Here is a 26,164-nt window from a genome sequence, read left to right on the forward strand (position 1 = left end):
CGGCAGGGGATGCACGGCACGTGCTGCGGGAGCGTGAAGCGGGAAGGACAGCTCTGGAACGGGATCTGGCGCCCAGTGCCGGTTGTCGGAAAGCGGGATGTCCTTCTGCCCGTCGGGGGCGCAGGGCGTGCGCGCATCCGACGGGCGGTGAGTCCGGTTATTTACCGAACTCGACTCGTTGCTGATGAATCAGCGACTGGTATTTGGGCATCTGCCGTCCGCTGGAGCGCATGCCGTCGTCCTGGTAACTCGGGCCGGACGCGGTGGGTTCTTCCTGGACCATTCTGGTGAAACTCTCGCTGGAATCCTCCCTCATTTGCAGGAGTTGCTGGTTGCGTATCCGGTAGTCGTCCAGGCGGTCGCTTCCATTCTCCGCGAGGACCGTAACCGGTCCCGTTGTCACCGCCAGGGCCAGAAGCAGGCCGCTGAGGGTCGTTGTGCTGAATGTCGATTTCATCGTCGTGTCCTCTTGTTTCCAACTCGTCCCCCACGTGTTGGACGGACAGCATCGGCTTTTATTACAACGCGCGGAGAAACCCGGATAGGTGGTTGGAAAATGGACCGGTGGGCTTTTGCAAGGCTTTGATTGGCATGGGGATTTCCGGAGTTTATGCCCGTTTTTGAACCTTGCCCCCGGCGCCTCTCCCGCAGGCGGGCGAGGGGTGACTCGAGCCGGTGAGTACAAGCCATTCGGAGGCACACACTGGCCTGACCCCTGGCGGAAACGTCAGGAGGGAGCCCTTTTGGCATCTTTTGGGTGGAGCGGCATTCCGACGACTGCCAAAAGAGACGCGCCGGGAGGCGAAACCAGAAACTTCTGCAGCACTCGGTAAGCAGCTTGGCTCAGGACTTTCTGGCAACACTTAACGGCGAGAGAGCCAAAAAAATACGCCCCCGCCAAGAAGGACAGGGGCGCCGCGTGGATTCCTCGTCCGTGAGGATTGGGGAGTCGCGGATCAAGCGTTCGGGGAATGTTCCCCATGCTCTTTCCAGCCGCCGCCAAGGGCCTTGTAGAGGTTCACTTCGCTGGCCAGCTGGTTGAGGCGGTCGCCGATCAGTTGCTGACGGGCGTTGAACAGCTGACGCTGTGCATCCAGCAGGGTCAGGTAGCTGTCTACGCCAGTGCGGTAGCGGCGTTCGGCGAGGCGGTAGTACTCCTCGGTGGTCTTCACCAGGGCGCGCTGGGAGTCCAGTTGCTGGTGGTAGGTGGTACGTGCGGCGAGACCGTCGGCGACTTCTTGGAAGGCGACCTGGATGGCCTTCTCGTACTGCGCCACCTGGATGTCCTTCTGCAGCTCGGTGTAATCGAGATTCGCCTTGAGTCGACCGGCGGTGAAGATCGGCAGGCTGATGCTCGGCTGGAACAGCCAGCTGCCCGAGCCGGCATCGAACAGGCCGGACAACTCGTTGCTCATGGTGCCGGCGTTGGCGGTCAGGCTGACGCTGGGGAAGAACGCCGCGCGTGCCGCGCCGATGTTGGCGTTGGCCGATTTGAGCAGGTGCTCGGCCTGGACCACGTCCGGACGGCGTTGCAGCAGGTCGGACGGCAATCCCGGCGGTACTTCGGCCAGCAGGTCGGCGTCCAGCGCGAGGCCCTTGGGCAGGTCCGCCGGAATGCCGGTACCCACCAGTTGGGTCAGTGCGTTGCGGTCCTGGGCCACCAGGCGGGTGTACTGCGCCAGGCTGACCTGGGTGCTTTCCACGGCGGTGCGGGCCTGGCTCAGCGCGAGGGCATCGGCAACGCCCACGTCGAAGCTGCGCTTGGTGAGGGCGTAGCTTTCCTCGTAGGTCTTCAGGGTGTCCCGGGTCAGTTGCAGCAGGGCCTGGTCGGCTTGCCAGTCGAGGTAGGCGGTAGCCACCGAGGCCACCAGGCTGATCTGGGTGCTGCGGCGGGCCTGTTCGGTGGCGAAGTACTGTTCCAGCGCCTGTTCGTTGAGGCTGCGCAGGCGGCCGAAGAAGTCCAGCTCCCAGGCATTGGTGCCGAGGGTGGCGCTGTACTGGCCGCTGGTGGTGGCCTCACCGCTCTGGCTCAGAGAGCCGGGCAGGCGCTGGCGGGTGCCGCTGCCGTCAGCCGAGATGCTCGGGAACAGCTCGGAACGCTGGATGCGGTAGAGCGCACGATAGGCCTCGACGTTCAGCGCGGCGGTGCGCAGGTCGCGGTTGTTGTCCAGGGCGAGCTGCACCAGTTGGCGCAGTGCAGGGTCCTGGAAGAACTCGTTCCAGTCCAGGTCGGCCGCGGCGGTGCTCACCTGGGCCTCGCCCTGGCTGTACGCCTCGCCCTCGGGCCAGGCGTTCTCTACCGGCGCCTCCGGGCGCTGGTAGTCGGGGATCATGGAGCAGCCACCGAGCAGGGTCGCGGCGATGGCCAGGGAAATCAGGGAACGCCTCATTGCAGGGCCTCCTTCTTGATCGCAGCCTTGCTCGCCTTGTCCTTGAACAGCGAGCAGACCAGCACGTAGAACAACGGCACCCAGAAGATGGCCAGGACGGTCGCGGTGAGCATGCCGCCGATCACGCCGGTACCAATGGCGTGCTGGCTGCCGGAGCCGGCACCGTTGGAGATGGCCAGGGGCACCACGCCGAGGATGAACGCCAGCGAGGTCATGATGATCGGGCGCAGGCGCATGCGGCAGGCTTCCACGGCGGCGTCGAACAGGCTCTTGCCCTGTTCGTGCAGCTCCTTGGCGAACTCGACGATGAGGATCGCGTTCTTCGCCGAGAGACCGATGGTGGTGAGCAGGCCCACCTGGAAGAACACGTCGTTGGACAGGCCACGCATGCTGGTGAACATCAGTGCACCGATCACACCCAGCGGCACTACGAGCATCACCGAGAACGGAATCGACCAGCTCTCGTAGAGCGCCGCCAGGCAAAGGAACACCACCAGCAACGACAACGCGTAGAGGGCCGGGGCCTGGGAGCCGGACAGGCGTTCCTCGTAGGAGAGACCGGTCCAGGAGTAGCCGACACCCGCCGGCAGCTGCTTGGCGATCTCTTCCACGGCGGCCATGGCTTCACCCGAGCTGTGGCCCGGAGCGGCCTCGCCGAGGATTTCCACCGCCGGCACGCCGTTGTAGCGGGCCAGCTTGGGCGCGCCGTAGGTCCATTCACCACTGGCGAAGGCGCTGAACGGCACCATCTGGCCCTGATCGTTGCGCACGAACCACTTGTTCAGGTCTTCCGGATTCATCCGTGCTTCGGGTTCGCCCTGCAGGTAGACCTTCTTCACCCGACCACGGTCGATGAAGTCGTTTACGTAGCTGGCACCCCAGGCGATGGATACGGTGTTGTTGATGTCGGACAGGGAAATCCCGTGGGCACGGGCCTTTTCGTCGTCGATCAGCAGCTGGTACTGGGGCTCGTCGCGCAGGCCGTTGGCGCGCACGCGGTTGAGTACCGGGTCCTTCGCCGCCAGTTCGAGGAACTGGTCACGGGCCGCGTTGAGCGCCTCATGGCCGACGCCGGCGCGGTCCTGCAGGAACAGGTTGAAGCCGGTGGCGTTGCCAAGCTCCATCACTGCCGGCGGGGCGAAGGCGAAGACCATCGCATCGCGGAAGCTGAAGAAGTGTTGCTGCGCACGTTGGGCCAGGTCGAACACGCTCTGGCCTTCCGAAGTTCGCTCTTCCCACGGCTTGAGCATGATGAAGGCCATGCCCGAGCTCTGGCCGCGACCGGCGAAGTTGAAACCGGTGACGGTGAACACGGACTTCACGGTTTCCTTCTCGTTCTCCAGCAGGTATTCGCGCATCTGGTCCACGACCACCTGGGTACGCTCGGCGCTGGCGCCGGACGGCGTCTGCACCTGGGCGAAGAGCACGCCCTGGTCTTCCTCGGGGAGGAAGGCGGTAGGGATGCGGGTGAACAGCCAGCCCATGGCGACCAGGATCACCACGTAGAGCATCAGGTAGGGCGCCTTGCGCTTGAGCACGCCACGCACGCCGCGCTCGTAGCTCTGCACACTGCGGTCGAAGCTGCGGTTGAACCAGCCGAAGAAGCCGCGCTTCTCATGGTGGCCCTTGGCGATGGGCTTGAGCAGGGTGGCGCACAGGGCCGGGGTGAAGATCAGTGCGACCAGCACCGACAGGGCCATGGCCGAGACGATGGTGATGGAGAACTGTCGGTAGATCACGCCCGTGGAGCCACCGAAGAAGGCCATCGGCAGGAACACCGCCGAGAGCACCAGGGCAATACCCACCAGCGCACCCTGGATCTGGCCCATGGATTTGCGCGTGGCTTCCAGCGGCGACAGGCCTTCCTCGGCCATCACCCGCTCGACGTTTTCCACCACCACGATGGCGTCATCCACCAGCAGGCCGATGGCGAGCACCATGGCGAACATGGTCAGGGTGTTGATGGTGAAACCGAACATCGCCAGCACACCGAAGGTGCCGAGCAGCACCACCGGCACCGCGAGGGTCGGGATGATGGTGGCGCGGAAGTTCTGCAGGAACAGGAACATCACCAGGAACACCAGGACGATGGCTTCGCCCAAGGTGTGGATAACGCCCTCGATGGAGGCGGAAACCACCGGGGTGGTGTCATAGGGGAAGACCACTTTCATCCCGGCGGGGAAGAAGGGTTCCAGCTCCTTGATGGTGGCGCGGATAGCCTTGGCGGTATCCAGGGCGTTGGCGCCTGTAGCCAGCTTGATGGCCATGCCGGAGGCCGGTTTGCCGTTGAACTGGGCACTGATGCTGTAGTTCTCGCCGCCCAGTTCGATCTTCGCCACGTCCTGCAGGCGCACCTGGGAGCCGTCGCGGTTCACCTTCAGCAGGATGTTGCCGAACTGCTCGGGAGTCTGCAGGCGGGTCTTGCCGATGATGGTGGCGTTCAGCTGGGTCCCGGGGGAGGCGGGCAGGCCGCCGAGCTGGCCGGAGGAGATCTGTACGTTCTGCGCCTGGATGGCGGTCTTCACATCCACCGGCGTCAGCTGGTAGTTGTTCAGTCGTGCCGGGTCCAGCCAGATGCGCATGGCGTACTGGGCGCCGAACACCTGGAAGTCACCCACGCCCTTGGTCCGCGAAATCGGGTCCTGGATGTTGGAGACGATGTAGTTGGCCAGGTCGTTCTTGTCCATGCTGCCGTCTTCGGACACGACGCCGATGACCAGCAGGAAGTTCTTCACCGCCTTGGTCACGCGGATGCCCTGCTGCTGCACTTCCTGCGGAAGCAGCGGGGTGGCCAGCTGGAGCTTGTTCTGCACCTGCACCTGGGCGATGTCAGGGTTGGTGCCCTGCTCGAAGGTGGCGGTGATGGTCATGCTGCCGTCGGAGTTGCTCTCCGAGGAGATGTAGCGCAGGCCGTCGATGCCATTGAGCTGCTGCTCGATGATCTGCACCACGGTGTCCTGCACCGTCTGCGCCGAGGCACCGGGGTAGCTGACCTGGATACCGACCGCAGGCGCGGCGATGCTGGGGTACTGGTTGATCGGCAACTTGAGGATGGACAGGCCGCCGGCGAGCATGATCACCAGCGCGATCACCCAGGCGAAGATCGGGCGATCGATGAAGAATCTCGACATCTATGGGCTCCTCAGTGGCTCTTGGCCAGGTTGTCACCCGCGGGTTGCTGGGCAGCCACGTTGGTCGCCGGCGCAGCATTCACTTCGACGCCCGGGCGCACGAACTGCAGGCCTTCGGTGATCAGGCGATCGCCGGGGTTGAGTCCATCGCTGACCAGCCAGCGGTCACCGACAGTGCGTTCGGCCTTGAGGTGGCGCAGTTCGACCTTGTTCTCGGCGTTCACCACCATGGCAGTGGCCTGTCCCTTGAGGTCGCGGGTCACGCCTTGCTGCGGCGCGAGGATGGCTTCCTGCTTCACCGCCGAGCCGAGGCGGGCGTGGACGAACATGCCAGGCAACAGGTTGTGCTCCGGGTTGGGGAAGACTGCGCGCAGGGTCACCGAGCCGGTACCTTCGTCCACCGAGACTTCGGAGAACTCCAGGCTGCCCTTGTGCGGGTACTCGCTGCCGTCTTCGAGCAGCAGGGACACCTTGGCGCCGCTGGCACCGGCCTTCTCCAGTTGGCCTTCGGCCATTTCCCGGCGCAGGCGCAGCAGGTCCTTGGTGGACTGGGTCACGTCGACGTAGATCGGGTCGAGCTGCTGGATGGTGGCCATGGCCAGGGTCTGGCCATTGCTCACCAACGCGCCTTCAGTGACCGCCGAGCGGCCGACACGTCCGGAAATGGGGGCCAGCACCTTGGTGTAGCGCAAGTCGATCTTCGCCTTCTCCAGCGCAGCCTCGGCCTGCAGGCGAGCGGCCTGGGACTCGTCGTAGGCCTGCTTGCTCACGGCCTGGTCGCTGACCAGGTCCTTGTAACGATCCGCCAGGGACTGTGCCGAGGCGAGGCTCGCCTGGGCACTCTTGAAGGTGGCGGAGTAGACGGACGGGTCGATCTGATAGAGCTGCTGCCCGGCCTTGACCTCGCTGCCTTCGGTGAACAGGCGCTTCTGGATGATGCCGTCGACCTGCGGACGCACTTCGGCGATGCGGTAGGCGCTCGTGCGGCCGGGGAGTTCGGTGGTCAGGGTGAAGCTCTGGGGCTGTAGGGTGACGACGCCGACCTTGGGCGTCTGGGCGGGCGGGGGAGCCGAGGCTTCCTGGCAGCCGGTCAGGGCGAGCGTGGCCAGTGCGATGGCGGAAACCAAGGCGGCAAAGGCTGGCTTCATGGGCATCTGAAGGGACCTCATTTTTCTGGGGTTCAGCTTTCGGAAGGAAAGCTAGGCGCAGGGCAGGTTCTGGATTCTTGCGAAGGTGTATGAATATACTTACATGCGTGAATGTTTGTAAATTGAATCTTCTGTTGCCGATGTCAGAATTTATTACTGCGGTAAGAGGATTTTTCTTTTGTTAGCAATCAGATAGGTACCAGTGGCGAATGGCCAGACGCACCAAAGAAGAAGCCGAAGAAACCCGCGTGCAGATACTCGACGCCACCGAGCGGGTATTTCACGAAAAGGGTGTTTCCCGCGCTTCGCTGGCGGAAATCGCTGCTGCTGCCGGTGTGAGTCGAGGCGCCATCTACTGGCACTTCGAGAACAAGAACGACCTGTTCCAGGCCATGCTCGAACGCATCCACACGCCCCTGGAGCAACTCGCCCGCGCCAGTGAGAGCGAAGACGAACCCGACCCGCTGGGGCACATGCACCAGTTGCTGGTGCGCTTGCTCAAACGCGTGGAGCTGGACCCGCAGAGCCGGCGCATCCACGAGATCCTCCGTTTCAAGGTGGAATACACCGAGGAACTGGGCGACCTGCGCCAGCAGATGCAGGACCTCAGCGCGGAGTGTGACGAGCGGATCGCCAAGGCACTGCGCAACGCAGTGAGTCGAGGCCAGTTGCCCAGTGACCTGGACTGCCGCCGTGCCGCCGTCAGCGTGCATGCCTATATCGAAGGCATCCAGACCAACTGGCTGTTGGTGCCCAACGGCTATTCCCTGGCGGACGAGGCGGAAAGCCTGGTTAACAGCCTGATGGACATGCTGACTTTCAGCCCGGCGCTGCGGGTCAGAAGCGCCTGAAATCTCGCCTTTACCCTTCTGTGTCATTTATCCGGCGCCAGTTTCGCTTTCCTGGCGTCTTCTTCGCCCCTCCGCACTTTCCCCAAAAGTGGGCAAAGCCGCTCTAGAACAAGGCTTTCGACCTTGATGAGAAGCGCTCTCGCCAGAGTGCCCCATGTCGTCGGTCGGGGTTAATCCCGCAACCGTCCGGCAGGAGGGGTTCCAGGCTGGCGGTGCGTCAGAGTCTTGGCTAAGGATGTGTGTAGGCTTCTGTGGGGGCAGCGCCGTTTTCGCTCCAGGGGCTCGAACTATAAAAAGGCGGCCGCACCAGGGCCGAACCCATCACTCCTTCAATGGAGCGCCGAGATGAAGAATTTCTCGCAGCCCCGTACAGAACTGTCCGAAGCCCTGAATCGCCTGCGCCACACTTTCTATGTGATCGGCGGGTTCAGCGGCGTCATCAACCTGATGATGCTGGCGCCGGCGCTCTACATGCTGCAGGTCTACGACCGTGTGCTGGCGAGCAGCAACATCACTACCCTGGTGATGCTGACGGTGCTGATGCTCGGGCTCTACGTGCTCATGTCATTGCTGGAAGTGGTGCGTTCGACCGTGCTCATCCGCCTTGGCAACCGGCTGGACATGAGTCTGAACAAGCGCATCTTCAACGCCTCCTTCGAACGCAACCTGCGCCGCGCCGGTGGCAATCCGGCCCAGGCTCTCCAGGACCTGTCCCAGGTTCGCCAATTCCTTACCGGCAATGGCCTGTTCGCTTTCTTCGATGCGCCCTGGACGCCCATCTACCTGCTGGTGATCTTCCTCGTGCACCCCTTGCTGGGCATCGTCACCCTGGTCGGCTCGGTCATTCTCTTCGGCCTGGCGCTGCTCACCGAGGTGGTCACCCGTGGCCCGTTGATGGAAGCCAACCAGGCCTCGATGGCCTCCGGTTCCTTCGCCAACAACAACCTGCGCAATACCGAGGTGATCGAGGCGATGGGCATGCTGCCGGCGATCCGCGAGCGCTGGTACAGCAGCCATCAGCGCATCCTGGAGAAGCAGACTCTGGCCTCGGACCGCGCCGCCTATATCAACGGTGCCAGCCGCTTCGTGCGGATCACCCTGCAGTCGCTGATCCTGGGCGCCGGCGCGCTGTTGGCGATCAAGGGCGAGATCACCGCGGGGATGATGATCGCCAGTTCGGTGCTTAGCGGTCGCGCCATGGCACCGGTGGAGCAGGCCATCGGCGTATGGAAGCAGTTGCTCTCCGCTCGCGCCTCCTGGGAGCGGCTGTCCAAGCTGCTGGCGGACTTCCCTGCCCGCAAGGACGCCATGGCACTGCCCAAACCCATGGGTGCGCTGTCGGTGGAACAGGCCATGTCCACGGCGCCCGGCGGCACCACCACCATCTTGCGTGGGGTCAATTTCGGCCTGGCTCCGGGTGAAGCGCTCGGCATCATCGGCCCGTCGGCCGCCGGCAAATCGACCCTGGCCCGGTTGCTGGTTGGTGTCTGGCCGGCGCAAGCGGGGACGGTGCGCCTGGACGGTGCCGATATCTTCCAGTGGAACAAGGCAGAGCTTGGTCCCTGGATCGGCTACCTGCCTCAGGATGTGGAATTGTTCGAGGGCACCATTGCCGACAACATCGCCCGTTTCGGCGAGGTGAACAGCGAAGAGGTGATCCTGGCGGCCAAGCGTGCCGGGGTACACGAGATGATCCTGCGCTTCGACAAGGGTTACGACACGACCCTTGGCCTCGACGGCAGCCCGCTCTCCGGCGGACAGAAGCAGCGCATCGCCCTGGCCCGGGCCATTTATGGCGATCCGTCGATGATCGTGCTCGACGAGCCCAACGCCAACCTCGACGACGTGGGCGAAGCAGCGCTGGTTGAAGCCATCCTCGACCTGAAGAAGCGCGGCAAGACGCTGATCCTGATTTCCCATCGCCCCAGCGTGCTCAGCACGGTGGACAAGGTCCTGCTGCTGCGCGACGGCGGCATGCAGATGTTCGGTCCTCGTGACGAGGTCTTCTCAGCACTGCGCCAGGCCAGCGTCATGCCCTCCGTGGGCACGCCAAACCTCGCGTCCATGCGCGCCAAGGAGTAATCGATCATGCAAGCGGCAAGCGAAAGCAAGGCCCTGGTACCGGTCGAACAACCGACACAGGTGGACATGGATGACAGTCGACCGGCCCGTTGGGGTGTCTGGATGGTGCTGGCCGGATTCGGCGGCTTCCTGGTGTGGGCCGTGCTGGCCCCGCTGGACGCCGGCGTCGTGGCCAACGCCACGGTCAACGTCACCAATGCGCGCAAGACGGTACAGCACCTCACCGGCGGCGAGGTGGACGCCATCCTCGTGCGCGAAGGCGACAAGGTGCGCGCCGGCCAGGAACTGGTGCGCCTGGACCCGACCCAGGCGATCGCCGAGCAGGGCGCCCTGAGCTCCCAGTACATCGTCGCCAAGACCGTGGAAGATCGCCTGGTCTCTGAGCGCGATGGCGCCGACACCGTGACCTTCGCCCCGGAACTGCTGGAGCGCTACGCCGGCGACCCACGCCTGATGGAATCCATCGCTCTGCAGCAGCGGCTGTTCCAGACCCGGCGCAGGGCGCTGCTGGGTGAGATCGGCATCCTCCACGAGAACCTCAACGGTGCCGAAGAGCAGCTCAAGGGCCTGCGCCAGGTCCAGGCCACCCGTGCCAGTCAGTCGAGCCTGCTGGGTCAGGAGCTGGAAGGTGTGCGCAGCCTGGCCGCCGAAGGTTACATCCCGCGCAACCGCATGCTCGAATTGGAACGCAATGCTTCGGAGCTGAATGGCTCCATGGCGCAGAACATTGCCGACATCGGTCGCACCCGGAACCAGATCGCCGAACTCAAGCTGCGCATCCTCCAACGCGAGCAGGACTTCCAGAAGGAAGTGGAATCCCAGCTGACCGACGTGCAGAAGGAAGCCACCTCCCTGGGCGAGCGCCTGCGTTCGGTGGACTACCAGGTGGAAAACACGGTTATCCGTTCGCCCATCGACGGCATCGTCCTGGGCCTGGACATCGCCACCGTGGGGGGCATCATTCAACCCGGTGCGCGGATCATGGACGTGATACCGGACAAGGAACCCCTGCAGGTGGACGCCCAGGTACCGGTGCAGGCCATCGACAAGATGGTGCCGGGGCTTGCGGTGGACATCACCTTCCCGGCCTTCAACCACGCGCAGACCCCGAACATTCCAGGACGGGTAATGACAGTCGCCGCTGACCGTCTGGTGGACGAAGCCAGCAAACAGCCCTATTACTTGACCCAGGTGGAAGTGACCGAAGAGGGCATGCGGATGCTTGGGCCAAACAATATCCGGGCAGGCATGCCGGCCACCGTGACCATCAAGACCGGTGAACGCAGCCTGATGAGTTACCTGATGAAACCGCTGCTGGGTCGTGTCGGAAGCGCATTCAAGGAGCAGTGAAATGAGAGCCCGGATGGCCATTGCCGGTTTGCTCGGAGCCGTCGCCATGCCCGCGACGGCCATGGACCTCAGCGAAGCCTGGGGCGTCTACCAGACCCAGGGACCGACCTATCTGGCATCGGTGCATGAACGCCAGGCCGGCCAGGAATACAAGGAACTGGGCAAGGCCGGCCTGCTGCCGAACATCAGCAGTACCGCCTACTGGAAACGGGTGGACGGCACCAGCGAGCAGGACAACTTCCTGGGCAACTCCGTGGAGAGCGACCTGGAGTACGACTCAAAGGGGGCGGTGGTGGAGTTGCGCCAACCGTTGTTCAACAAGCAGCGGATGGCCGAGTACCGCCAGGGCAAGCAACGCACCCTGTTCAGTGATGCGGTGTTCGACGCCAAGACCCAGGAATCGGCGGTCAGCCTGGCCGCCCGTTATTTCGCCGTGCTGCTGGCGCTGGAAACCATCGATCTGGCCGAGGTCAAGCTGAAGAACCTGGAGAACCAGGTGAAGGCCGCCAAGCGACGTTTCGAACTGGGCGACGGTACCGTGATCGACGTCGACCAGGCCTCTGCCAGACGCGACCTGGCCAAGGCCGAGCTGATCGAGGCGGAAGACAACCTGCTGGTGGCGCGACGCCTGCTGCAGGAGCTGCTTGGCGTGCTGCCAGAGGATATGTCCACCCTGCGTACCGAGTTCCCCACGCCGCCGCTGGAGCCACCGACCCTGCAGGACTGGATCAACGATGCGCGGGCCAACAACCCAACCATCATCGCCCGCAGCCGTAGCCTGGATATCGCGGTCGACGAGGTGGATCGGGCCAAAGCGGGACATTGGCCGACCCTGGATTTCGTCGCCGCCTACAACGATACGGAAAGCGACTCGGTTTCGACCCAGAACCAGGCCAACAAATACGGTTCGGTCGGGGTGGAGTTACGTATCCCGATCTTTACCGGCGGCGCCACCAGCGCCCAGGTGCGCCAGGCTTCGGCTAACCGCGAGCTGGCCAACGACCAGCTGAACTCCAGCCGCGAGGAAGTGCTGTCCGGAACTACCCGCGAGTTCCGTGGGGTACAGAGTGGCGAGCAACGGGTACGCGCCCTGGAGACCGCGGTGGTGTCCAGCGAGCGGGCCCAGGAGTCCGCACGCAAGGGCTTCCAGGCCGGTACCAGTACCAACCTGGACATCCTCAATGCCGAGGAACAGGCCTTCATCGCCCGTCGGGACCTGCTGGAGGCCAAGCTGCGCTATTTGCTGTCGCGCTTGCGCCTGGCGGCGTCGGTGGGGTCGCTGGGCGAGGACGATATCCAGCAGGCCAATGCCTATCTGGGCCCGGCTATTCCGGTGCATCCGACCGTTCCAAGCGAGTAACACATAGCCCGGATGCAATCCGGGGAAACCGGGCGGGGTGCCCGGATTTCATCCGGGCTATGGCTTGAAAGACCTCAATCTCACTCATCAACGCGCCGCGCTTACCCCTTCCAGGGTGGCGAACGACGTGTCCTTGGCCGTCAGCAGGAAGTCGCGCATGAACGGGGCGTCCAGCATGTCGGCGCGGATCGCCGCGAACAGCGTGCAGTACAAACCCTTCTCACCCAGGCGTTTGGCCGTTACATAGCCCCGTGAGCTGTATTCGTGCAGCGCCCAGTTGGGCAGGCAGCAGACACCACGGCCGCTGGCCACCAGTTGCATCATCATCACCGTGAGCTCCGACGTGCGCACTTGAGCGGGTTCCACATCCGCCGGTTCCAGGAAGCGCGTGAAGATGTCCAGGCGATCGCGCTCCACCGGGTAGGTGATCAGGGTCAGGCTGGCCAGGTCCTCGGGGACGATGAACGGCTTGCTCGCCAGGGCATGCTGGTTGTCCACGGCCAGCAGGGCCTCGTAGGTGAAAAGCGGCACATAGGTGATGCCGGCGAGGTCCACCGGATCGGAGGTCACCACCAGGTCCAGGTCACCGCGGGCCAGGGCGGGCAGGGGGGCGAAAGAGAACCCGGACGCCAGGTCCAGCTCCACTTCCGGCCAGGCATCGCGAAACTGGTCGATGGTGGGCATCAGCCACTGGAAGCAGCTGTGGCACTCGATGGCCATGTGCAGTCGGCCTGCGGTTCCTCCAGCCAGACGCGCCAGGTCACGCTCGGCACTGCGCAGTTGCGGCAACAGACTGTCGGCCAGTTGCAGTAGACGAAGGCCGGCGCTGGTGAAGCGAACCGGTTTGGTCTTGCGCACGAACAGCTGCATGCCCAGGCGCTCTTCCAGTTCCTTGAACTGGTGGGAGAGGGCGGACTGGGTGAGGTGCAGGCGTTCTGCGGCTTCCACCAGGCTGTCGGCCTCGCGCAAGGCGTGCAGGGTCTTGAGGTGGCGAAGCTCGAGCATGGCGGCCTCCATGAGCGGAATTTGAGAGAAACGCGAAGTCGTTGAGTTTGTCTCAAGTTGCGGGGGCTGTCGATAACGGCGGGGGTCATTTTTGAAGTGGGGGGGCAGCGTAGCCTGGCTCGCTAGCGCTAGGTCGTAGTACGTCGTTAGCCAAGCTGCTTACCGAGTGGTGCAGATGTTTCTGGTGTCGCCTCCCGGCGAGTCTCTTTTGGCCAAAGGAAACCATGAGGGCTTGCCCCTGCATCCGGCCCCGGCATCGCCGGGGTGACCAGCCTTCGGCTGTTACTGCGTTTCCCTCCCTTGCTCCGGGGGGACGGTGCGAGGGGCGGGGTCGCTGCCCCACCTTCGTTACTCAATGTCAGGCCGCTGGTGGATTCAGAGGGGTTTGTCCCTCATCGGCGCGAGTCATCCCTCGCCCGCCTGCGGGAGAGGGGCCGGGGGAGAGGGCCGCATCAGATGGCGCAGCGTTTGGAACACTTGTCCTGGAGAGCTGCAGGATCAGTTGATCTTCCTGCCATGCACCTGCTGGTCGGCGTGGTACGAGGAACGAACCAGCGGGCCGGATGCCACGTTCGCAAACCCCATCTCAGCGCCCTTTTCGGCGAACCAGGCGAAAGTGTCGGGATGGACGAATCGCTGCACCGGCAAGTGGTTGCGGGACGGTTGCAGGTACTGACCAAGGGTGAGCATGTCGATCTCGTGTTCACGCATACGCTGCATGACTTCAATCACTTCGTCGTCGGTCTCGCCCAGGCCGAGCATCAGCCCGGACTTGGTCGGAACGAGGGGCACCCGTTGCTTGAACTTCTGCAGCAGGTCCAGCGACCACTCGAAATCCGACCCCGGACGCGAGGAGCGATAGAGGCGCGGTACGGTTTCCAGGTTGTGGTTGAACACATCCGGCGGTTCGCTGGCGGTGATTTCCAGGGCTATGTCCATGCGGCCACGGTAGTCCGGCACCAGGGTTTCCAGCTGGATGCCCGGCGACAGCTTGCGGATCTCGCGCAGGCAATCGGCGAAGTGCCGGGCACCGCCGTCTCGCAGGTCGTCGCGGTCTACCGAAGTGATCACTACGTATTTCAGGCGCAGGTCGGCGATGGCGATGGCGAGGTTCTTCGGCTCGTCGGCATCCAGCGGCTTCGGCCGGCCATGACCGACGTCGCAGAAGGGGCAGCGACGGGTACAGATGTCGCCCATGATCATGAAAGTGGCGGTGCCGCCGGAGAAGCACTCGCCCAGGTTCGGGCAGGACGCTTCCTCGCAAACGCTGTGCAGCTTGTGCTTGCGCAGCAATTGCTTGATGCGTGCGACCTCGGGCGAGGCGCTGATGGGCACGCGAATCCAGTCGGGTTTGCGCGGCACCTCCTCGGTGGGAATGATCTTCACCGGAATGCGCGCGACCTTCTCGGCGCCGCGCAGCTTCACGCCGGTTTGCAAGGGCTGTGGACGAGGAGGGATCTGGGTTTCGGTCATGCTCTTGCTCCGAAGGCTCGGGCGATTTTCGTAGGAGCGAGCTTGCTCGCGAAGCTGTTCGCGAGCAGAGCTCGCTCCTACCCGTTCAAGGAAGGCACCAGCCTTCAGCCGCGGTAGTAACGCTGCAGCACGAAGGGCGTCTTGGCCACTTTCATCGCCACGCGCTTGCCGCGCACCAGGGCCCAGACCTCGCTGTCCACGGCGGCATGGCTGGTGCTCACGTAGCCCATGGCGACCGGGGCGCCCAGGCTGGGGCCGAAGCCACCGCTGGAAACGCGGCCGATCACCGTGCCGTCGGCGTCGACGATCTCGGCGCCTTCGCGCACCGGCACACGTTCCTGCGGCAGCAGACCGACGCGCTTGCTCGGCACGCCATCGCGCTGCTGGGCGAAGACCCGACCGGCGCCAGGGAAATTGCCGGCGCGCAGGCCGTCGGCGCGGCGGGCCTTGGAGATGGCCCAGAGCAGGCTGGCTTCCACCGGGGTGGTGGCGGGGCTCATGTCATGGCCGTAGAGGCACAGGCCGGCTTCCAGGCGCAGCGAGTCGCGCGCGCCAAGGCCGATCGGCTGGACTTCCGGCTGGGCCAGCAGGGTGCGTGCCAGGGCTTCGGCCTGGGCCACGGGCACGGAAATCTCGTAGCCGTCCTCGCCGGTGTAGCCGGAGCGGCTGACGTAGCACTCGACGCCCTCCAGGCGCACGCTGCCGAACTGCATGAAGGTCATCTTCTGCACTTCCGGGGCGAGGCGGCCGAGTACCGCGGCGGCCGCCGGACCTTGCAGGGCGAGCAGGGCGCGGGAGTCGAACAGCGATTCGATTTCGCACTGCTCGGCGAGGTGTTGCTTGAGGTGCGCCAGGTCCTGTTCCTTGCAGGCGGCGTTGACCACCAGGAACAGGGTGTCGTCCGCCAGGCGGGCGACCATCAGGTCGTCGAGGACGCCGCCGTTCTCGTCGGTGAACATCGCGTAGCGCTGGGTGCCCACCGGCAGGTCGAGGATGTCCACCGGCACCAGGCTCTCCAGGGCGCGGGCGGCGTTGTCGCCACGCAGGATGACCTGGCCCATGTGCGAGACGTCGAACAGGCCGGCCTGCTCGCGGGTGTGCAGGTGTTCCTTGAGCACGCCGAGGGGGTATTGCACCGGCATGTCGTAGCCGGCGAAGGGCACCATGCGGGCGCCGAGTTCGAGGTGCAGGGCGTGCAGCGGGGTCTTGGCGAGGTCGGTCATGTAAGGCTCCAAAGCAAAAGTCGGTGCGGGTTGGGGCAGCCCTCTCCCCGGCCCCTCTCCCTGAAGGGCGGGGGAGACAAGCGCCCTCTCCCGCGTGCGGGAGAGGGCTGGGGAGAAGGTGCTCTTCAGCATTCGATGATGTTCACGGCGAGGCCGCCGCGGGCGGTTTCCTTGTACTTGCTCTTCATGTCGGCACCGGTCTGGCGCATGGTGCGGATCACCTTGTCGAGCGAAATGAAGTGCTGGCCGTCACCGCGCAAGGCCATGCGCGCGGCGTTGATGGCCTTCACCGAACCCATGGCGTTGCGTTCGATGCAGGGCACCTGGACCAGGCCGCCGACCGGGTCGCAGGTCAGCCCGAGGTTGTGCTCCATGCCGATCTCGGCGGCGTTCTCCACCTGCTGCGGGGTGCCGCCGAGGACTTCGCAGAGGGCGCCGGCGGCCATCGAGCAGGCCACGCCGACCTCGCCCTGGCAGCCGACTTCGGCACCGGAGATGGAGGCGTTCTCCTTGTAGAGGATGCCGATGGCGGCGGCGGTGAGCAGGAAGCGCTCGACGCCGTCGTCGTTGGCGCCGGGCACGAAGCGGCTGTAGTAGTGCAGCACCGCCGGGACGATGCCGGCCGCGCCGTTGGTGGGCGCGGTGACCACGCGGCCGCCGGTGGCGTTTTCCTCGTTCACCGCGAGGGCATAGAGGTTGACCCAGTCGAGCACCGAGAGGCTGTCCTTGAGGCTGGCCTCCGGGTGTTCGCTGAGCTGGCGGTAGAGCGCGGCGGCGCGGCGCTTGACCTTGAGTCCGCCGGGCATGATGCCTTCCTTGTGGCAGCCGGTGGTGACGCAGTCCTGCATCACCTGCCAGATCTTCATCAGCCCGGCGCTGGTTTCCTCGGGGGTGCGCCAGGCCTTCTCGTTCTCGCGCATCAGGCCACTGACGGCGAGCCCGCTGGCGCTGCACTGGGCGAGCATGTCGCGCCCGGTCTTGAACGGGTAGGGCAGCGGCGTGCGGTCCTCGACGATGCGATCCAGGCCGGCGGCTTCCTCATCGACGACGAAGCCGCCGCCCACCGAGTAGTACTCGCGGGCGCGGATCTGGATGCCGGCGGCATCGAAGGCGCGGAAGATCATGCCGTTGGGGTGGTAGGGGAGCGGCTTGCGGATCAGCGCCAGGTGTTCCTTTTCCACGAAGTGGATGGGTTTCTCGCCCCCCAGACGCAGTTCGCCGCGCTGGCGAATGGCCGCGAGGCGCTCGTCCACTCGTTCGGTATCGACGGTGTCCGGCTGTTCGCCTTCCAGGCCGAGCAGCACGGCCTTGTCGCTGCCGTGGCCCTTGCCGGTGGCGCCGAGGGAGCCGTACAGCTCGGCTCGCACGGTTGCTACCTGGCCCATCAGCCGGTCCGATTCAAGACCGAGGATAAAGCGTTCGGCGGCACGCATCGGCCCCACCGTGTGGGAACTGGAGGGGCCGATACCCACTTTGAACAGATCGAAGACACTCAGCGACATGGGGCGTTTCTCGAAAAGGGGGTCAGGCCGGGTACACCGGGAAGCGTGCGCAGAGTGCCGCTGCCTGGCGTGCCACCTGGGCCTCGACATCGGCATCGCCGAGGTGGTCGAGGATGTCGCAGATCCAGCCCGCGAGCGCTCGGCATTCCGCCACCTGGAAGCCACGGGTGGTCACCGCCGGGGTGCCGATGCGCAAGCCCGACGTCACGAAGGGCGACTGCGGGTCGTTCGGTACGGCGTTCTTGTTCACGGTGATATGGGCGCGGCCGAGGGCGGCGTCGGCGTCTTTGCCGGTGATGCCCTGGCGAATCAGGCTGACCAGGAACAGGTGGTTGTCAGTACCGCCGGACACCACGTCGTAGCCGCGATCGATGAACACCTTGGCCATGGCCTGGGCGTTGTTGATCACCTGGGCCTGGTAATCCTTGAAGCCGGGTTCCAGCGCTTCCTTGAAGCACACGGCCTTGGCGGCGATCACGTGCATCAGCGGGCCGCCCTGGGCGCCGGGGAATACGGCGGAGTTCAGCTTCTTCTCGATCTCTTCGTTGGACTTGGCCAGGATCAGGCCGCCACGCGGACCGCGCAGGGTCTTGTGGGTGGTGGTGGTAACCACATCGGCGTAGGGCAGCGGGTTGGGATACAGGCCGGCGGCGACCAGGCCAGCAACGTGGGCCATGTCGACGAACAGCAGCGCACCCACCTTGTCGGCGATGGCGCGGAAGCGTGGGAAGTCGAGGGTCTTGGAGTAGGCGGAGAAGCCGGCGACGATCATCTTCGGCTTGTGTTCCACGGCCAGGCGCTCGACCTGGTCGTAGTCAATCAGGCCATTGCCATCGATGCCGTACTGCACCGCGTTGTACAGCTTGCCTGAGGACGACACCTTGGCACCGTGGGTCAGGTGGCCGCCATGGGCCAGGCTCATACCGAGAATGGTGTCGCCAGCGTTCAGCAAGGCCAGGTAGACGGCGCTGTTGGCCTGGGAACCGGAGTGCGGCTGGACGTTGGCGTAGTCGGCGCCGAACAGCTGCTTGGCTCTGTCTATCGCAAGCTGCTCGACCTTGTCGACGAACTCGCAACCACCGTAGTAGCGCTTGCCCGGATAGCCCTCGGCGTACTTGTTGGTCAGCTCGCTGCCCTGGGCTTGCATCACCTGCGGGCTGGTGTAGTTCTCCGAAGCGATCAGCTCGATATGGTCTTCCTGGCGCTGGGCCTCGCGGCGGATGGCGTCGAAGAGGGTGGGGTCGAAATCGGAGAGGGTCAGGCTCTTGTGGAACATGGTCGTTTTCCTTCTTGTCAGGTCGGGCTGTGGGAGCGAATTCATCCGCGAAGGGCTGCGCAGCAGCCCCCCTGGACGTTCGATCGCGAATGAATTCGCTCCTACAAGGATTTATTCCCACGGGAGGTGGTTGGGTCAGGCGTCCTGGTAGGCCTCGATGGACGGGCAGGCGCAGACCAGGTTGCGGTCGCCGTAGACGTTGTCCACTCGGCCCACCGGCGGCCAGTACTTGCCGTCCACCAGTCTGGCGCTGGGGTACACGGCGAGTTCGCGGCTGTAGCGGTGGGTCCACTCGCCGACCAGTTCCTGGGCGGTGTGCGGGGCGTTCTTCAGCGGGTTGTCGTCCTTGTCCAGTTCGCCGTTCTCCACCGCGCGGATTTCCTCGCGGATGCGGATCATGGCGTCGCAGAAGCGGTCCAGCTCTTCCTTCGACTCGCTTTCGGTGGGCTCGATCATCAGCGTGCCGGGCACCGGGAAGGACATGGTCGGGGCGTGGAAGCCGTAGTCGATCAGGCGCTTGGCGACGTCGTCGACGCTGATGCCGCTGGTTTCCTTGAGCGGACGCAGGTCGAGGATGCACTCGTGGGCCACCAGGCCGTTGCTGCCGGTGTAGAGCACCGGGTAGTGCTCTTCCAGGCGGCGGGCGATGTAGTTGGCGTTGAGGATCGCCATCTGGGTGGCGCGGCGCAGGCCTTCGCCGCCCATCATGCGGATGTACATCCAGGTGATCGGCAGGATGCTGGCGCTGCCGAACGGCGCCGCGCTGACCGCGCCTTCCTTGCGGGCCATGTGCGCGTGGCCGGGCAGGAAGGGCGCCAGGTGGGCTTTCACGCCGATCGGGCCGACGCCGGGGCCGCCGCCGCCATGGGGGATGCAGAAGGTCTTGTGCAGGTTCAGGTGCGAGACGTCGCCGCCGAACTGGCCCGGGGCGCAGAGGCCGACCATGGCGTTCATGTTGGCGCCGTCGATGTACACCTGGCCGCCGTTGGCGTGGATGATGTCGCAGATTTCGCGGATGCCTTCCTCGAACACGCCGTGGGTGGACGGGTAGGTGATCATCAGCGCGGCGAGGCGATCCTTGTGCTCCTCGGCCTTGGCCTTGAGGTCGGCGATGTCCACGTTGCCGCGGGCGTCGCACGCGGTCACGACCACGCGCATGCCAACCATGCTGGCGGTCGCCGGGTTGGTGCCGTGGGCCGATTGCGGGATCAGGCAGATGTCGCGCTGGTCGTCGCCACGGCTGAGGTGGTAGGCGCGGATCGCCAGCAGGCCGGCGTACTCGCCCTGGGAGCCGGCGTTGGGCTGCAGGGACACGGCGTCATAGCCGGTGGCCTGGCAGAGCATGGCTTCCAGTTCGCGGGTCAGTTCCAGGTAGCCCTGGGACTGTTCGGCCGGGGCGAAGGGGTGCAGGGCGCCGAACTCGGCCCAGGTCACCGGGATCATTTCGCTGGCGGCGTTCAGCTTCATGGTGCAGGAGCCCAGCGGGATCATGCTGCGGTCCAGCGCCAGGTCCTTGTCGGCGAGCTTGCGCAGGTAGCGCATCAGCTCGGTTTCCGAGTGGTAGCGGTTGAATACCGGGTGGCTGAGGATCGCGCTCTGGCGCAGCAGGGCGGCCGGCAGGCGGCTGGCGACCGTGGCGGCCAGTTCGGCGAAGACCGGCAGGGCCTGGCCGTCGGCGAAGAGTGCCCAGAGCTGCTCGACGTCGGCCTGGGTGGTGGTCTCGTCAAGGGACAGGCCGAGGCGCACGGCATCCACTTCACGCAGGTTGAGGTGCTGGGCGCGGGCCTGGGCGTGCCGGTCGGCGGTCTTGGCGCCGGTGGCCAGGGTCAGGGTGTCGAAGAAGGCTTCCTGCTCGACGGCAACCCCCAGCTGGGTCAGGCCGGCGGCGAGGATGGCGGTTAGCTGGTGCACGCGCCGGGCGATGCGGGTCAGGCCCTGCGGACCGTGGTAGACGGCGTACATGCTGGCGATGTTGGCCAGCAGCACCTGCGCGGTGCAGATGTTGCTGGTGGCCTTCTCGCGGCGGATGTGCTGTTCGCGGGTCTGCATGGCCAGGCGCAGGGCCGGCTTGCCGTGGCGGTCGATGGAGACGCCGACCAGGCGGCCCGGCATGTCGCGCTTGAAGTTGTCGCGGGTGGCGAAGTAGGCCGCGTGCGGGCCGCCGAAGCCCAGCGGCACGCCGAAGCGCTGGGCGCTGCCGAGGGCGACGTCGGCACCGAACTCGCCGGGCGGGGTGAGCAGGGTCAGGGCCAGCAGGTCGGCGGCGACGGCGACCAGGGCGCCGGCGGCGTGGAAGCGCGCCACCAGCTCGCGGTAGTCGAAGAGGTCGCCGTTGGCGGCGGGGTACTGCAGCAGGGCGCCGAAGTAGGCGCTGGCGTCGCTGAGCTCACGCTCGTCGCCGATCACCACTTCGATGCCCAGCGGCTCGGCGCGGGTGCGCAGCACGTCGAGGGTCTGCGGGTGGCAGTGCTGGGAGGCGAAGAAGGCGTTGCTGGCCTTGTTCTTCGCCAGGCGCTTGCAGAAGGTCATGGCTTCGGCGGCGGCGGTGCCTTCGTCGAGCAAGGAGGCGTTGGCCACCGGCAGGCCGGCGAGGTCGCTGACCAGGGTCTGGAAGTTCAGCAGGGCTTCCAGGCGGCCCTGGGAGATTTCCGGCTGGTAGGGGGTGTAGGCGGTGTACCAGGCGGGGTTTTCCAGCAGGTTGCGGAGGATCGGACTGGGGGTGTGGCAAGGGTAGTAGCCCTGGCCGATGTAGCTCTTGAACAGCTGGTTCTTCGCGGCGATGGCCTTGATCGCGGCGAGCGCTTCGGCCTCGCCCTGGCCGGCCGGCAGGTCGAGCACGCTGGTGCCCTTGATGCTGTCGGGCACCACACTGGCGATCAGCGCTTCCAGGCTGTCGAAACCAAGCAGCTGCAGCATGGACTGGATATCAACATTGCGCGGGCCGATATGGCGCGGGACGAACTCGTTGCGCGTGTCCAGGGGGTATTGGGCGAGGCTCATGGCGGCTCCTCCGTCAGGCTTGGTCGGCGAGGAACGCGTCGTAACCGGCCTGATCCATCAGGTTGGCGACGGCTTCGGGATCGTTCGGACGGATGCGGAAGAACCAGCCATCGTCCAGGGGGGCTTCGTTGACCAGTTCGGGGTTTTCGGCCAGAGCCTGGTTCACTTCGACCACTTCGCCGTCGAGCGGCATGGTGATATTGCTGGCGGCCTTCACCGATTCCAGTACGGCGACTTCGGCGCCCTGCTCATAGCGTCCCGCGTCGGGCAACTGCACGAACACCACGTCACCCAGGGCTTCCTGGGCATAGCTGGTGATGCCGACAGTCACTTCGCCGTTGGCTTCGACACGCAGCCATTCGTGCTCGGGAGTAAAACGCAGAGTGGTCATGGAACGTCCTCTTGTTATCAGGGTGGGTCCCGAGCACTTGGCTCGGCTGATGGAACAAGAGCAATTGAGGTGCCAACTACTTAAAAGGCTTATATATCAATGGATTGATGGGTTTTCTCGTTCCCGAATCATTATGTTTGGAGCGATATCGCTCCACTCCGAAAAGCGTCTTTCAATCGCCCTGAGCGAGGAAAGCCCCGGAAACCGGGGCTTGAGGAGGAGTGGAGCGAAATCGCTCCAGTGGAATGGATTCGAACCGGGGATGAACCGTAGGAGCGAGCTTGCTCGCGAAAGATCGTGGTCGGACCGTTCGCGAGCAAGCTCGCTCCTACAATCGCGAATGAATTCGCTCCTACAAAAGAGCCGTCCTTATCGGGAAATACCGTACTTGCGCAGCCGCTGCCCGATGGCAGTGTGGGAGGTACTCAGCCTGGTCGCCAACTGCCGCGTGGACGGGTAGACGGCATAGAGCTGTTGCAGCAGGTTCTTCTCGAAGCCTTGCACCGCGTCTTCCAGGCTGGTGACCTCCAGAGAATCGACCTGCTGGGGGCTGAGGGCGGTGCCGGCGAGCTCGAGGTCGTCGCAGTCGATCAGGTCGCCTTCGCTGACGGCGGCAGCGCGGAAGATCACGTTCTGCAACTGGCGCACGTTGCCCGACCAGCGATTGCCCAGCAGCACGGGGTAGGTGGTCGGGGCCAACTGGCAGGGCGGCCGCTGGATCTGCGCGCAGGCCTGGTCGAGGAAATGCCCGGCAAGCAGGAGGATGTCCTGGCCACGGTCGCGCAGGGGCGGGACGTCCAGGTTCAGCACGTTGAGGCGGTAGAACAGATCCTCACGGAAGCTGCCGGCGCCGACCATGGCCTCCAGGTCCCGGTGGGTGGCGCCGAGGACGCGGACGTTCACATGCACTTCGCGGTCGCCGCCAACCCGGCGGAAGCAGCCATCGCTGAGAAAGCGCAACAGTTTGGCTTGCAGGTAGGGAGACATCTCGCCGACTTCATCGAGGAACACCGTGCCGCCGTCGGCCATTTCCAATAGACCGGGCTTGCCGCCGCGCTGGGCGCCGGTAAAGGCGCCCGCCGAGTAACCGAAGAGTTCGCTTTCGGCCAGGCTTTCCGGCAGTGCCGCGCAGTTCAACGCCAGGAATGGCGCGTCGCGTCGCTCGCTCAGGGTGTGGCAGGCGCGGGCCACCAGTTCCTTGCCGGTGCCAGTCTCGCCGCGGATCAGCAGGTGCGCGTCCAGACCGGCGACCTTGCGCAGACGTGCCTTGAGCTGCTTCAGCGGCGGCGACTTGCCGAGCAGTGCTTCCATGCCTTCGCCGCCGTCATGGCGCAGAGAGGCCAGACGCTCGCCGATACGACTCGGTGGATAGAGGGTGAGCAGGCCCCCGGCCAGGTCACCCGGTCCGCCATCCGCGGCGCTGCTGATTGGTGTGGCGTCCAGCAGCAGTGCCTGTCCCTTGAAGGCCACTTCGCACATGGGCAGACGAAAGCCACGGTCGATCAGGGTTTGCGCCAGCGCGGGATCATCGAACAGGTTCGACAGTGGCTCCCCGGCAGGCTCGCGACCGTAGAGGTTGGTCAGCGAGGGGTTGGCCAGCAGTACATGGCCGCTGTCGTCCACCGCCAGTACCGGGTCGCTGACGGCCGCCAGCAGGGCGTCGAGCTGCAGGCGGCGGCGCTGGCCGGGAAGGATGTCGACCACGGTCACCGCCTGCACGCCTTGTACGCCGTGCAGGGCTTCACGCAGTTCTTCCAGCACTTCCGGACCGAGGCTGGGGGCGTCGATGTACACGTTCGGCGGAATCATCTCCACCGCTTCCAGGTTGAGGTTGCGGCCACCGAGCAAGGCCAGGACTTCCTGGGTGATGCCGACGCGGTCGATGAAGGTGACGTGGATGCGCATGGGAGGGTCGCCTGCGAATGGCTCAAGTTCTGCCCGTGCCGCTGGAGCACTGGGTCAGGTCTTCGAGGAAGGCATGGAGGATCGGTGGCATCGCCCCGCGACGGGTGATCACGTCGAACGGCGATTCGAGTTGCGAATCGGTGATGGGCAAGCGGCGCATTTCGCCGGTGCGTACCCATTGTTCGGCGACATGCATCGGCAGCAGGCCGAGGTAGGCGCCGGAAATGATCAGGATGGCCAGCGCCTCGATATTGTCCACAGTGGCCGCGGCCTTGCTCACGCCCAGTACGTCGAGATCGTACTGCTGCATGTAGCCGCGCACCACGATGCGGCTGGCGCCAATGGCCTTGCCCAGCTCGGCCCCTTCCAGCCCGGTCTCGAACAGTGGGTGGTGGCGCCCGCAATAAAGTCCCAGTGCCTCGTGGTAAAGCGGCGAGTAGTGGATGCCTGGGATGCGCACAGGGAAGTGACCGATGGCCAGGTGCAGGCGATTGTCCAGGACCCGCTCTTCCAATTCGGCGGGTGTCCCGACGTAGACGCTCAGGTGCACGTCGTGCCCTCGGGAGACGAAACGCTGAGTGGCGCGGGGCAGGGGAGAGTCGCGGTCGGTGATGGTGCTGTCGATGATGCCGAGGTTGAGCTTGCCGCTGATGCGTTGCTTGAGCACATCGGCGTCCATGCAGAAGGTCTCCACCGCCGAAAGCAGCCGCTGGGTCGCCTCATGGATGGCCACGCCCTGTTCGGTCAGGCGGAAACCACTGCGGCCGCGCTGGCAGAGCTTGACCCCCAGTCGCGTCTCCAGGTGGTTCATCTGTTCGCTGATGGTGGACTGGCCTGCATTCAGTGCGGCCTGAGCGGCAGAGAAACCGCCGCATTTGACGATGGTGGCGAAGACCCTGAGCAGTTTCAGGTCCACATCATGCAACTGGATCACGCGAACCTCCCAGTCGATCGTTACTTCGGAATCAGCGATATGAGCATCTGATGTTTTGCATTTTTACAAAATAATCCTGCGCCCATAGTGCCTGCAACGGCGAATTCCAAGCCGGTTCGCCGACCACTGAAAACAAGAAGCGAGGCGCACGACGATGTCGAAGAATGCATATGAGTCCGGACGGTTGAACCTGCCTTTCGTAGGTCACTGTACGTTTGCCAAGTCCCCGATCTGCACCGATTGGGATGCCATCAACGCGGACGTCGCCGTGCTCGGTGCGCCCAATGACATGGGCACCCAGTGGCGCTCCGGGGCACGCTTCGGACCACGCAGCATTCGCGAAGCTTCCACGCTGTTTTCCTTTGGCCATTCCGGCGCCTACGACCATGAGGACGACGCCCTCTATCTCACCCAGGACCAGGTGACCATGGTGGATGTCGGCGATGCGGACATCGTCCACACCGACATGGCCTCCAGTAACGACAACATCGAATTCGCCGTACGCAAGATTCTCGAATCCGGTGCCATGCCGGTGGTGCTGGGTGGTGACCATTCGATCCACGCCCCGGTGATCAAGGCCTTCGAGGGCCACGCCCCCATTCATATCGTGCATTTCGATGCGCACCTGGACTTCGTCGACGAGCGCCACGGTGTGCGCTACGGCCACGGCAACCCGCTGCGCCGCGCCTCCGAACTGGACCACATCGTCGGAATGACCCAGATGGGCATTCGCAACGTGTCTTCCTCCAACCGCGATGACTACGACGCCGCCCGCGCCGCCGGCTCGCAGATTCTTTCGGTACGCGATGTACGGCGGCTGGGCACCGAAGGCGTCATGGCGAAGATCCCGGAAGGCCTGGACTACTACATCACCATCGACATCGACGGCTTCGACCCGTCCATCGCTCCCGGCACCGGCACGCCCAGCCACGGCGGCTTCCTCTACTACGAGGTGCTGGAAATCATCCAGGCGCTGGCCAAACGCAGCCAGGGCCGGGTCGTCGGCATCGACCTGGTGGAGGTTGCACCGGCCTATGACCCCACCGGCGCCACCTCGATTCTCGCGGCGCAACTGCTGATGAACAGCATCGGCTTCATCTTCCACGAACGCGCCCGCAACCGCTGACAGGCCAGGAGGAACAG

Annotated in this window: 18 protein-coding genes; 5 read left to right on the top strand and 13 right to left on the bottom strand. The window is 64.8% G+C overall.

Annotated features, from left to right (window positions below; genetic code table 11):
• Window positions 1-157: 157 nt before the first annotated feature.
• The 4 genes from D6Z43_RS26950 to D6Z43_RS26965 form a co-directional block, all read right to left on the bottom strand.
• Window positions 158-457, bottom strand: a complete 300-nt coding sequence (locus D6Z43_RS26950; RefSeq protein WP_120655028.1) for a hypothetical protein — start codon at window positions 455-457, stop codon at window positions 158-160.
• Window positions 458-956: 499 nt separating this feature from the next.
• Window positions 957-2,390 (bottom strand): AdeC/AdeK/OprM family multidrug efflux complex outer membrane factor, encoded by a 1,434-nt coding sequence (locus D6Z43_RS26955; protein WP_120655029.1) that lies wholly within the window; start codon window positions 2,388-2,390, stop codon window positions 957-959.
• Window positions 2,387-5,521, bottom strand: a complete 3,135-nt coding sequence (locus D6Z43_RS26960) for an efflux RND transporter permease subunit (protein ID WP_120655030.1) — start codon at window positions 5,519-5,521, stop codon at window positions 2,387-2,389. The genes D6Z43_RS26955 and D6Z43_RS26960 overlap by 4 nt, the downstream gene beginning before the upstream one ends.
• An 11-nt stretch (window positions 5,522-5,532) precedes the next feature.
• Window positions 5,533-6,675 (bottom strand): efflux RND transporter periplasmic adaptor subunit, encoded by a 1,143-nt coding sequence (locus D6Z43_RS26965; protein ID WP_120655031.1) that lies wholly within the window; start codon window positions 6,673-6,675, stop codon window positions 5,533-5,535.
• Window positions 6,676-6,878: 203 nt separating this feature from the next.
• Here D6Z43_RS26965 and D6Z43_RS26970 point away from each other — a divergent pair, with 203 nt between their 5' ends.
• The 4 genes from D6Z43_RS26970 to D6Z43_RS26985 all read left to right on the top strand — a co-directional run bounded on the left by D6Z43_RS26970 (window position 6,879) and on the right by D6Z43_RS26985 (window position 12,312).
• On the top strand, window positions 6,879-7,520 hold the full coding sequence (locus D6Z43_RS26970; RefSeq protein WP_120655032.1) for a TetR family transcriptional regulator: 642 nt from the start codon (window positions 6,879-6,881) through the stop codon (window positions 7,518-7,520).
• 345 nt (window positions 7,521-7,865) lie between these two features.
• Window positions 7,866-9,602, top strand: coding sequence for a type I secretion system permease/ATPase (locus tag D6Z43_RS26975; protein WP_120655033.1), 1,737 nt, complete (start codon window positions 7,866-7,868; stop codon window positions 9,600-9,602).
• 6 nt (window positions 9,603-9,608) lie between these two features.
• The gene (locus D6Z43_RS26980; RefSeq protein ID WP_120655034.1) at window positions 9,609-10,952 is read left to right on the top strand and encodes an HlyD family type I secretion periplasmic adaptor subunit; all 1,344 of its coding nucleotides are present in this window, start codon (window positions 9,609-9,611) and stop codon (window positions 10,950-10,952) included.
• A gap of 1 nt (window position 10,953) precedes the next feature.
• On the top strand, window positions 10,954-12,312 hold the full coding sequence (locus D6Z43_RS26985) for a TolC family outer membrane protein (RefSeq protein WP_120655035.1): 1,359 nt from the start codon (window positions 10,954-10,956) through the stop codon (window positions 12,310-12,312).
• Window positions 12,313-12,399: 87 nt separating this feature from the next.
• Here the strand turns inward: D6Z43_RS26985 and metR are convergent, their stop codons facing one another.
• The 9 genes from metR to D6Z43_RS27030 all read right to left on the bottom strand — a co-directional run bounded on the left by metR (window position 12,400) and on the right by D6Z43_RS27030 (window position 25,021).
• The gene (gene metR, locus D6Z43_RS26990; RefSeq protein ID WP_120655036.1) at window positions 12,400-13,317 is read right to left on the bottom strand and encodes a transcriptional regulator MetR; all 918 of its coding nucleotides are present in this window, start codon (window positions 13,315-13,317) and stop codon (window positions 12,400-12,402) included.
• 498 nt (window positions 13,318-13,815) lie between these two features.
• Complete coding sequence (gene lipA, locus D6Z43_RS26995) at window positions 13,816-14,790, bottom strand: lipoyl synthase (protein ID WP_120655037.1); 975 nt, start codon at window positions 14,788-14,790, stop codon at window positions 13,816-13,818.
• Window positions 14,791-14,894: 104 nt separating this feature from the next.
• Entirely contained in the window at window positions 14,895-16,013 is a 1,119-nt protein-coding gene (gene gcvT, locus D6Z43_RS27000; protein ID WP_120655038.1) for a glycine cleavage system aminomethyltransferase GcvT, read from the bottom strand.
• Window positions 16,014-16,138: 125 nt separating this feature from the next.
• Window positions 16,139-17,515, bottom strand: a complete 1,377-nt coding sequence (locus tag D6Z43_RS27005) for an L-serine ammonia-lyase (protein WP_120655039.1) — start codon at window positions 17,513-17,515, stop codon at window positions 16,139-16,141.
• A gap of 22 nt (window positions 17,516-17,537) precedes the next feature.
• Window positions 17,538-18,791, bottom strand: a complete 1,254-nt coding sequence (glyA, locus tag D6Z43_RS27010; protein WP_120655040.1) for a serine hydroxymethyltransferase — start codon at window positions 18,789-18,791, stop codon at window positions 17,538-17,540.
• 135 nt (window positions 18,792-18,926) lie between these two features.
• Complete coding sequence (gene gcvP, locus D6Z43_RS27015; RefSeq protein WP_120655041.1) at window positions 18,927-21,791, bottom strand: aminomethyl-transferring glycine dehydrogenase; 2,865 nt, start codon at window positions 21,789-21,791, stop codon at window positions 18,927-18,929.
• A 13-nt stretch (window positions 21,792-21,804) separates the two neighbouring features.
• Window positions 21,805-22,182 (bottom strand): glycine cleavage system protein GcvH, encoded by a 378-nt coding sequence (gene gcvH, locus D6Z43_RS27020; RefSeq protein ID WP_120655042.1) that lies wholly within the window; start codon window positions 22,180-22,182, stop codon window positions 21,805-21,807.
• A 369-nt stretch (window positions 22,183-22,551) separates the two neighbouring features.
• Entirely contained in the window at window positions 22,552-24,087 is a 1,536-nt protein-coding gene (locus tag D6Z43_RS27025; protein WP_120655043.1) for a sigma-54-dependent transcriptional regulator, read from the bottom strand.
• 22 nt (window positions 24,088-24,109) lie between these two features.
• Window positions 24,110-25,021 carry a LysR family transcriptional regulator gene (locus D6Z43_RS27030; protein WP_120655044.1) on the bottom strand — a complete coding sequence of 304 codons (912 nt, stop codon included), beginning with the start codon at window positions 25,019-25,021 and terminating at the stop codon, window positions 24,110-24,112.
• Window positions 25,022-25,175: 154 nt separating this feature from the next.
• Between D6Z43_RS27030 and speB the strand changes: the two genes are divergently transcribed.
• A complete protein-coding gene (gene speB, locus D6Z43_RS27035; protein ID WP_120655045.1) occupies window positions 25,176-26,147 on the top strand; it encodes an agmatinase in 972 nt (323 codons plus the stop codon).
• Window positions 26,148-26,164 lie beyond the last annotated feature (17 nt).

Origin of the sequence: Pseudomonas sp. DY-1 (genome assembly GCF_003626975.1) — a bacterium.
Taxonomy (GTDB): Bacteria; Pseudomonadota; Gammaproteobacteria; order Pseudomonadales; family Pseudomonadaceae; genus Metapseudomonas.

What these genes read in the sequence shown, in the direction of transcription:
- D6Z43_RS26985 (WP_120655035.1), top strand. Translation starts at nt 10,954, where the DNA reads ATGAGAGCCCGGATGGCCATTGCCGGTTTGCTCGGAGCCGTCGCCATG.
- D6Z43_RS26970 (WP_120655032.1), top strand. Translation starts at nt 6,879, where the DNA reads ATGGCCAGACGCACCAAAGAAGAAGCCGAAGAAACCCGCGTGCAGATA.
- D6Z43_RS26960 (WP_120655030.1), bottom strand. Translation starts at nt 5,521, where the DNA reads ATGTCGAGATTCTTCATCGATCGCCCGATCTTCGCCTGGGTGATCGCG.
- D6Z43_RS27025 (WP_120655043.1), bottom strand. Translation starts at nt 24,087, where the DNA reads ATGCGCATCCACGTCACCTTCATCGACCGCGTCGGCATCACCCAGGAA.
- glyA (WP_120655040.1), bottom strand. Translation starts at nt 18,791, where the DNA reads ATGTTCCACAAGAGCCTGACCCTCTCCGATTTCGACCCCACCCTCTTC.
- D6Z43_RS26975 (WP_120655033.1), top strand. Translation starts at nt 7,866, where the DNA reads ATGAAGAATTTCTCGCAGCCCCGTACAGAACTGTCCGAAGCCCTGAAT.
- lipA (WP_120655037.1), bottom strand. Translation starts at nt 14,790, where the DNA reads ATGACCGAAACCCAGATCCCTCCTCGTCCACAGCCCTTGCAAACCGGC.
- gcvH (WP_120655042.1), bottom strand. Translation starts at nt 22,182, where the DNA reads ATGACCACTCTGCGTTTTACTCCCGAGCACGAATGGCTGCGTGTCGAA.
- D6Z43_RS26980 (WP_120655034.1), top strand. Translation starts at nt 9,609, where the DNA reads ATGCAAGCGGCAAGCGAAAGCAAGGCCCTGGTACCGGTCGAACAACCG.
- speB (WP_120655045.1), top strand. Translation starts at nt 25,176, where the DNA reads ATGTCGAAGAATGCATATGAGTCCGGACGGTTGAACCTGCCTTTCGTA.
- D6Z43_RS26950 (WP_120655028.1), bottom strand. Translation starts at nt 457, where the DNA reads ATGAAATCGACATTCAGCACAACGACCCTCAGCGGCCTGCTTCTGGCC.
- D6Z43_RS26965 (WP_120655031.1), bottom strand. Translation starts at nt 6,675, where the DNA reads ATGCCCATGAAGCCAGCCTTTGCCGCCTTGGTTTCCGCCATCGCACTG.
- gcvT (WP_120655038.1), bottom strand. Translation starts at nt 16,013, where the DNA reads ATGACCGACCTCGCCAAGACCCCGCTGCACGCCCTGCACCTCGAACTC.
- D6Z43_RS27005 (WP_120655039.1), bottom strand. Translation starts at nt 17,515, where the DNA reads ATGTCGCTGAGTGTCTTCGATCTGTTCAAAGTGGGTATCGGCCCCTCC.
- gcvP (WP_120655041.1), bottom strand. Translation starts at nt 21,791, where the DNA reads ATGAGCCTCGCCCAATACCCCCTGGACACGCGCAACGAGTTCGTCCCG.
- metR (WP_120655036.1), bottom strand. Translation starts at nt 13,317, where the DNA reads ATGCTCGAGCTTCGCCACCTCAAGACCCTGCACGCCTTGCGCGAGGCC.
- D6Z43_RS26955 (WP_120655029.1), bottom strand. Translation starts at nt 2,390, where the DNA reads ATGAGGCGTTCCCTGATTTCCCTGGCCATCGCCGCGACCCTGCTCGGT.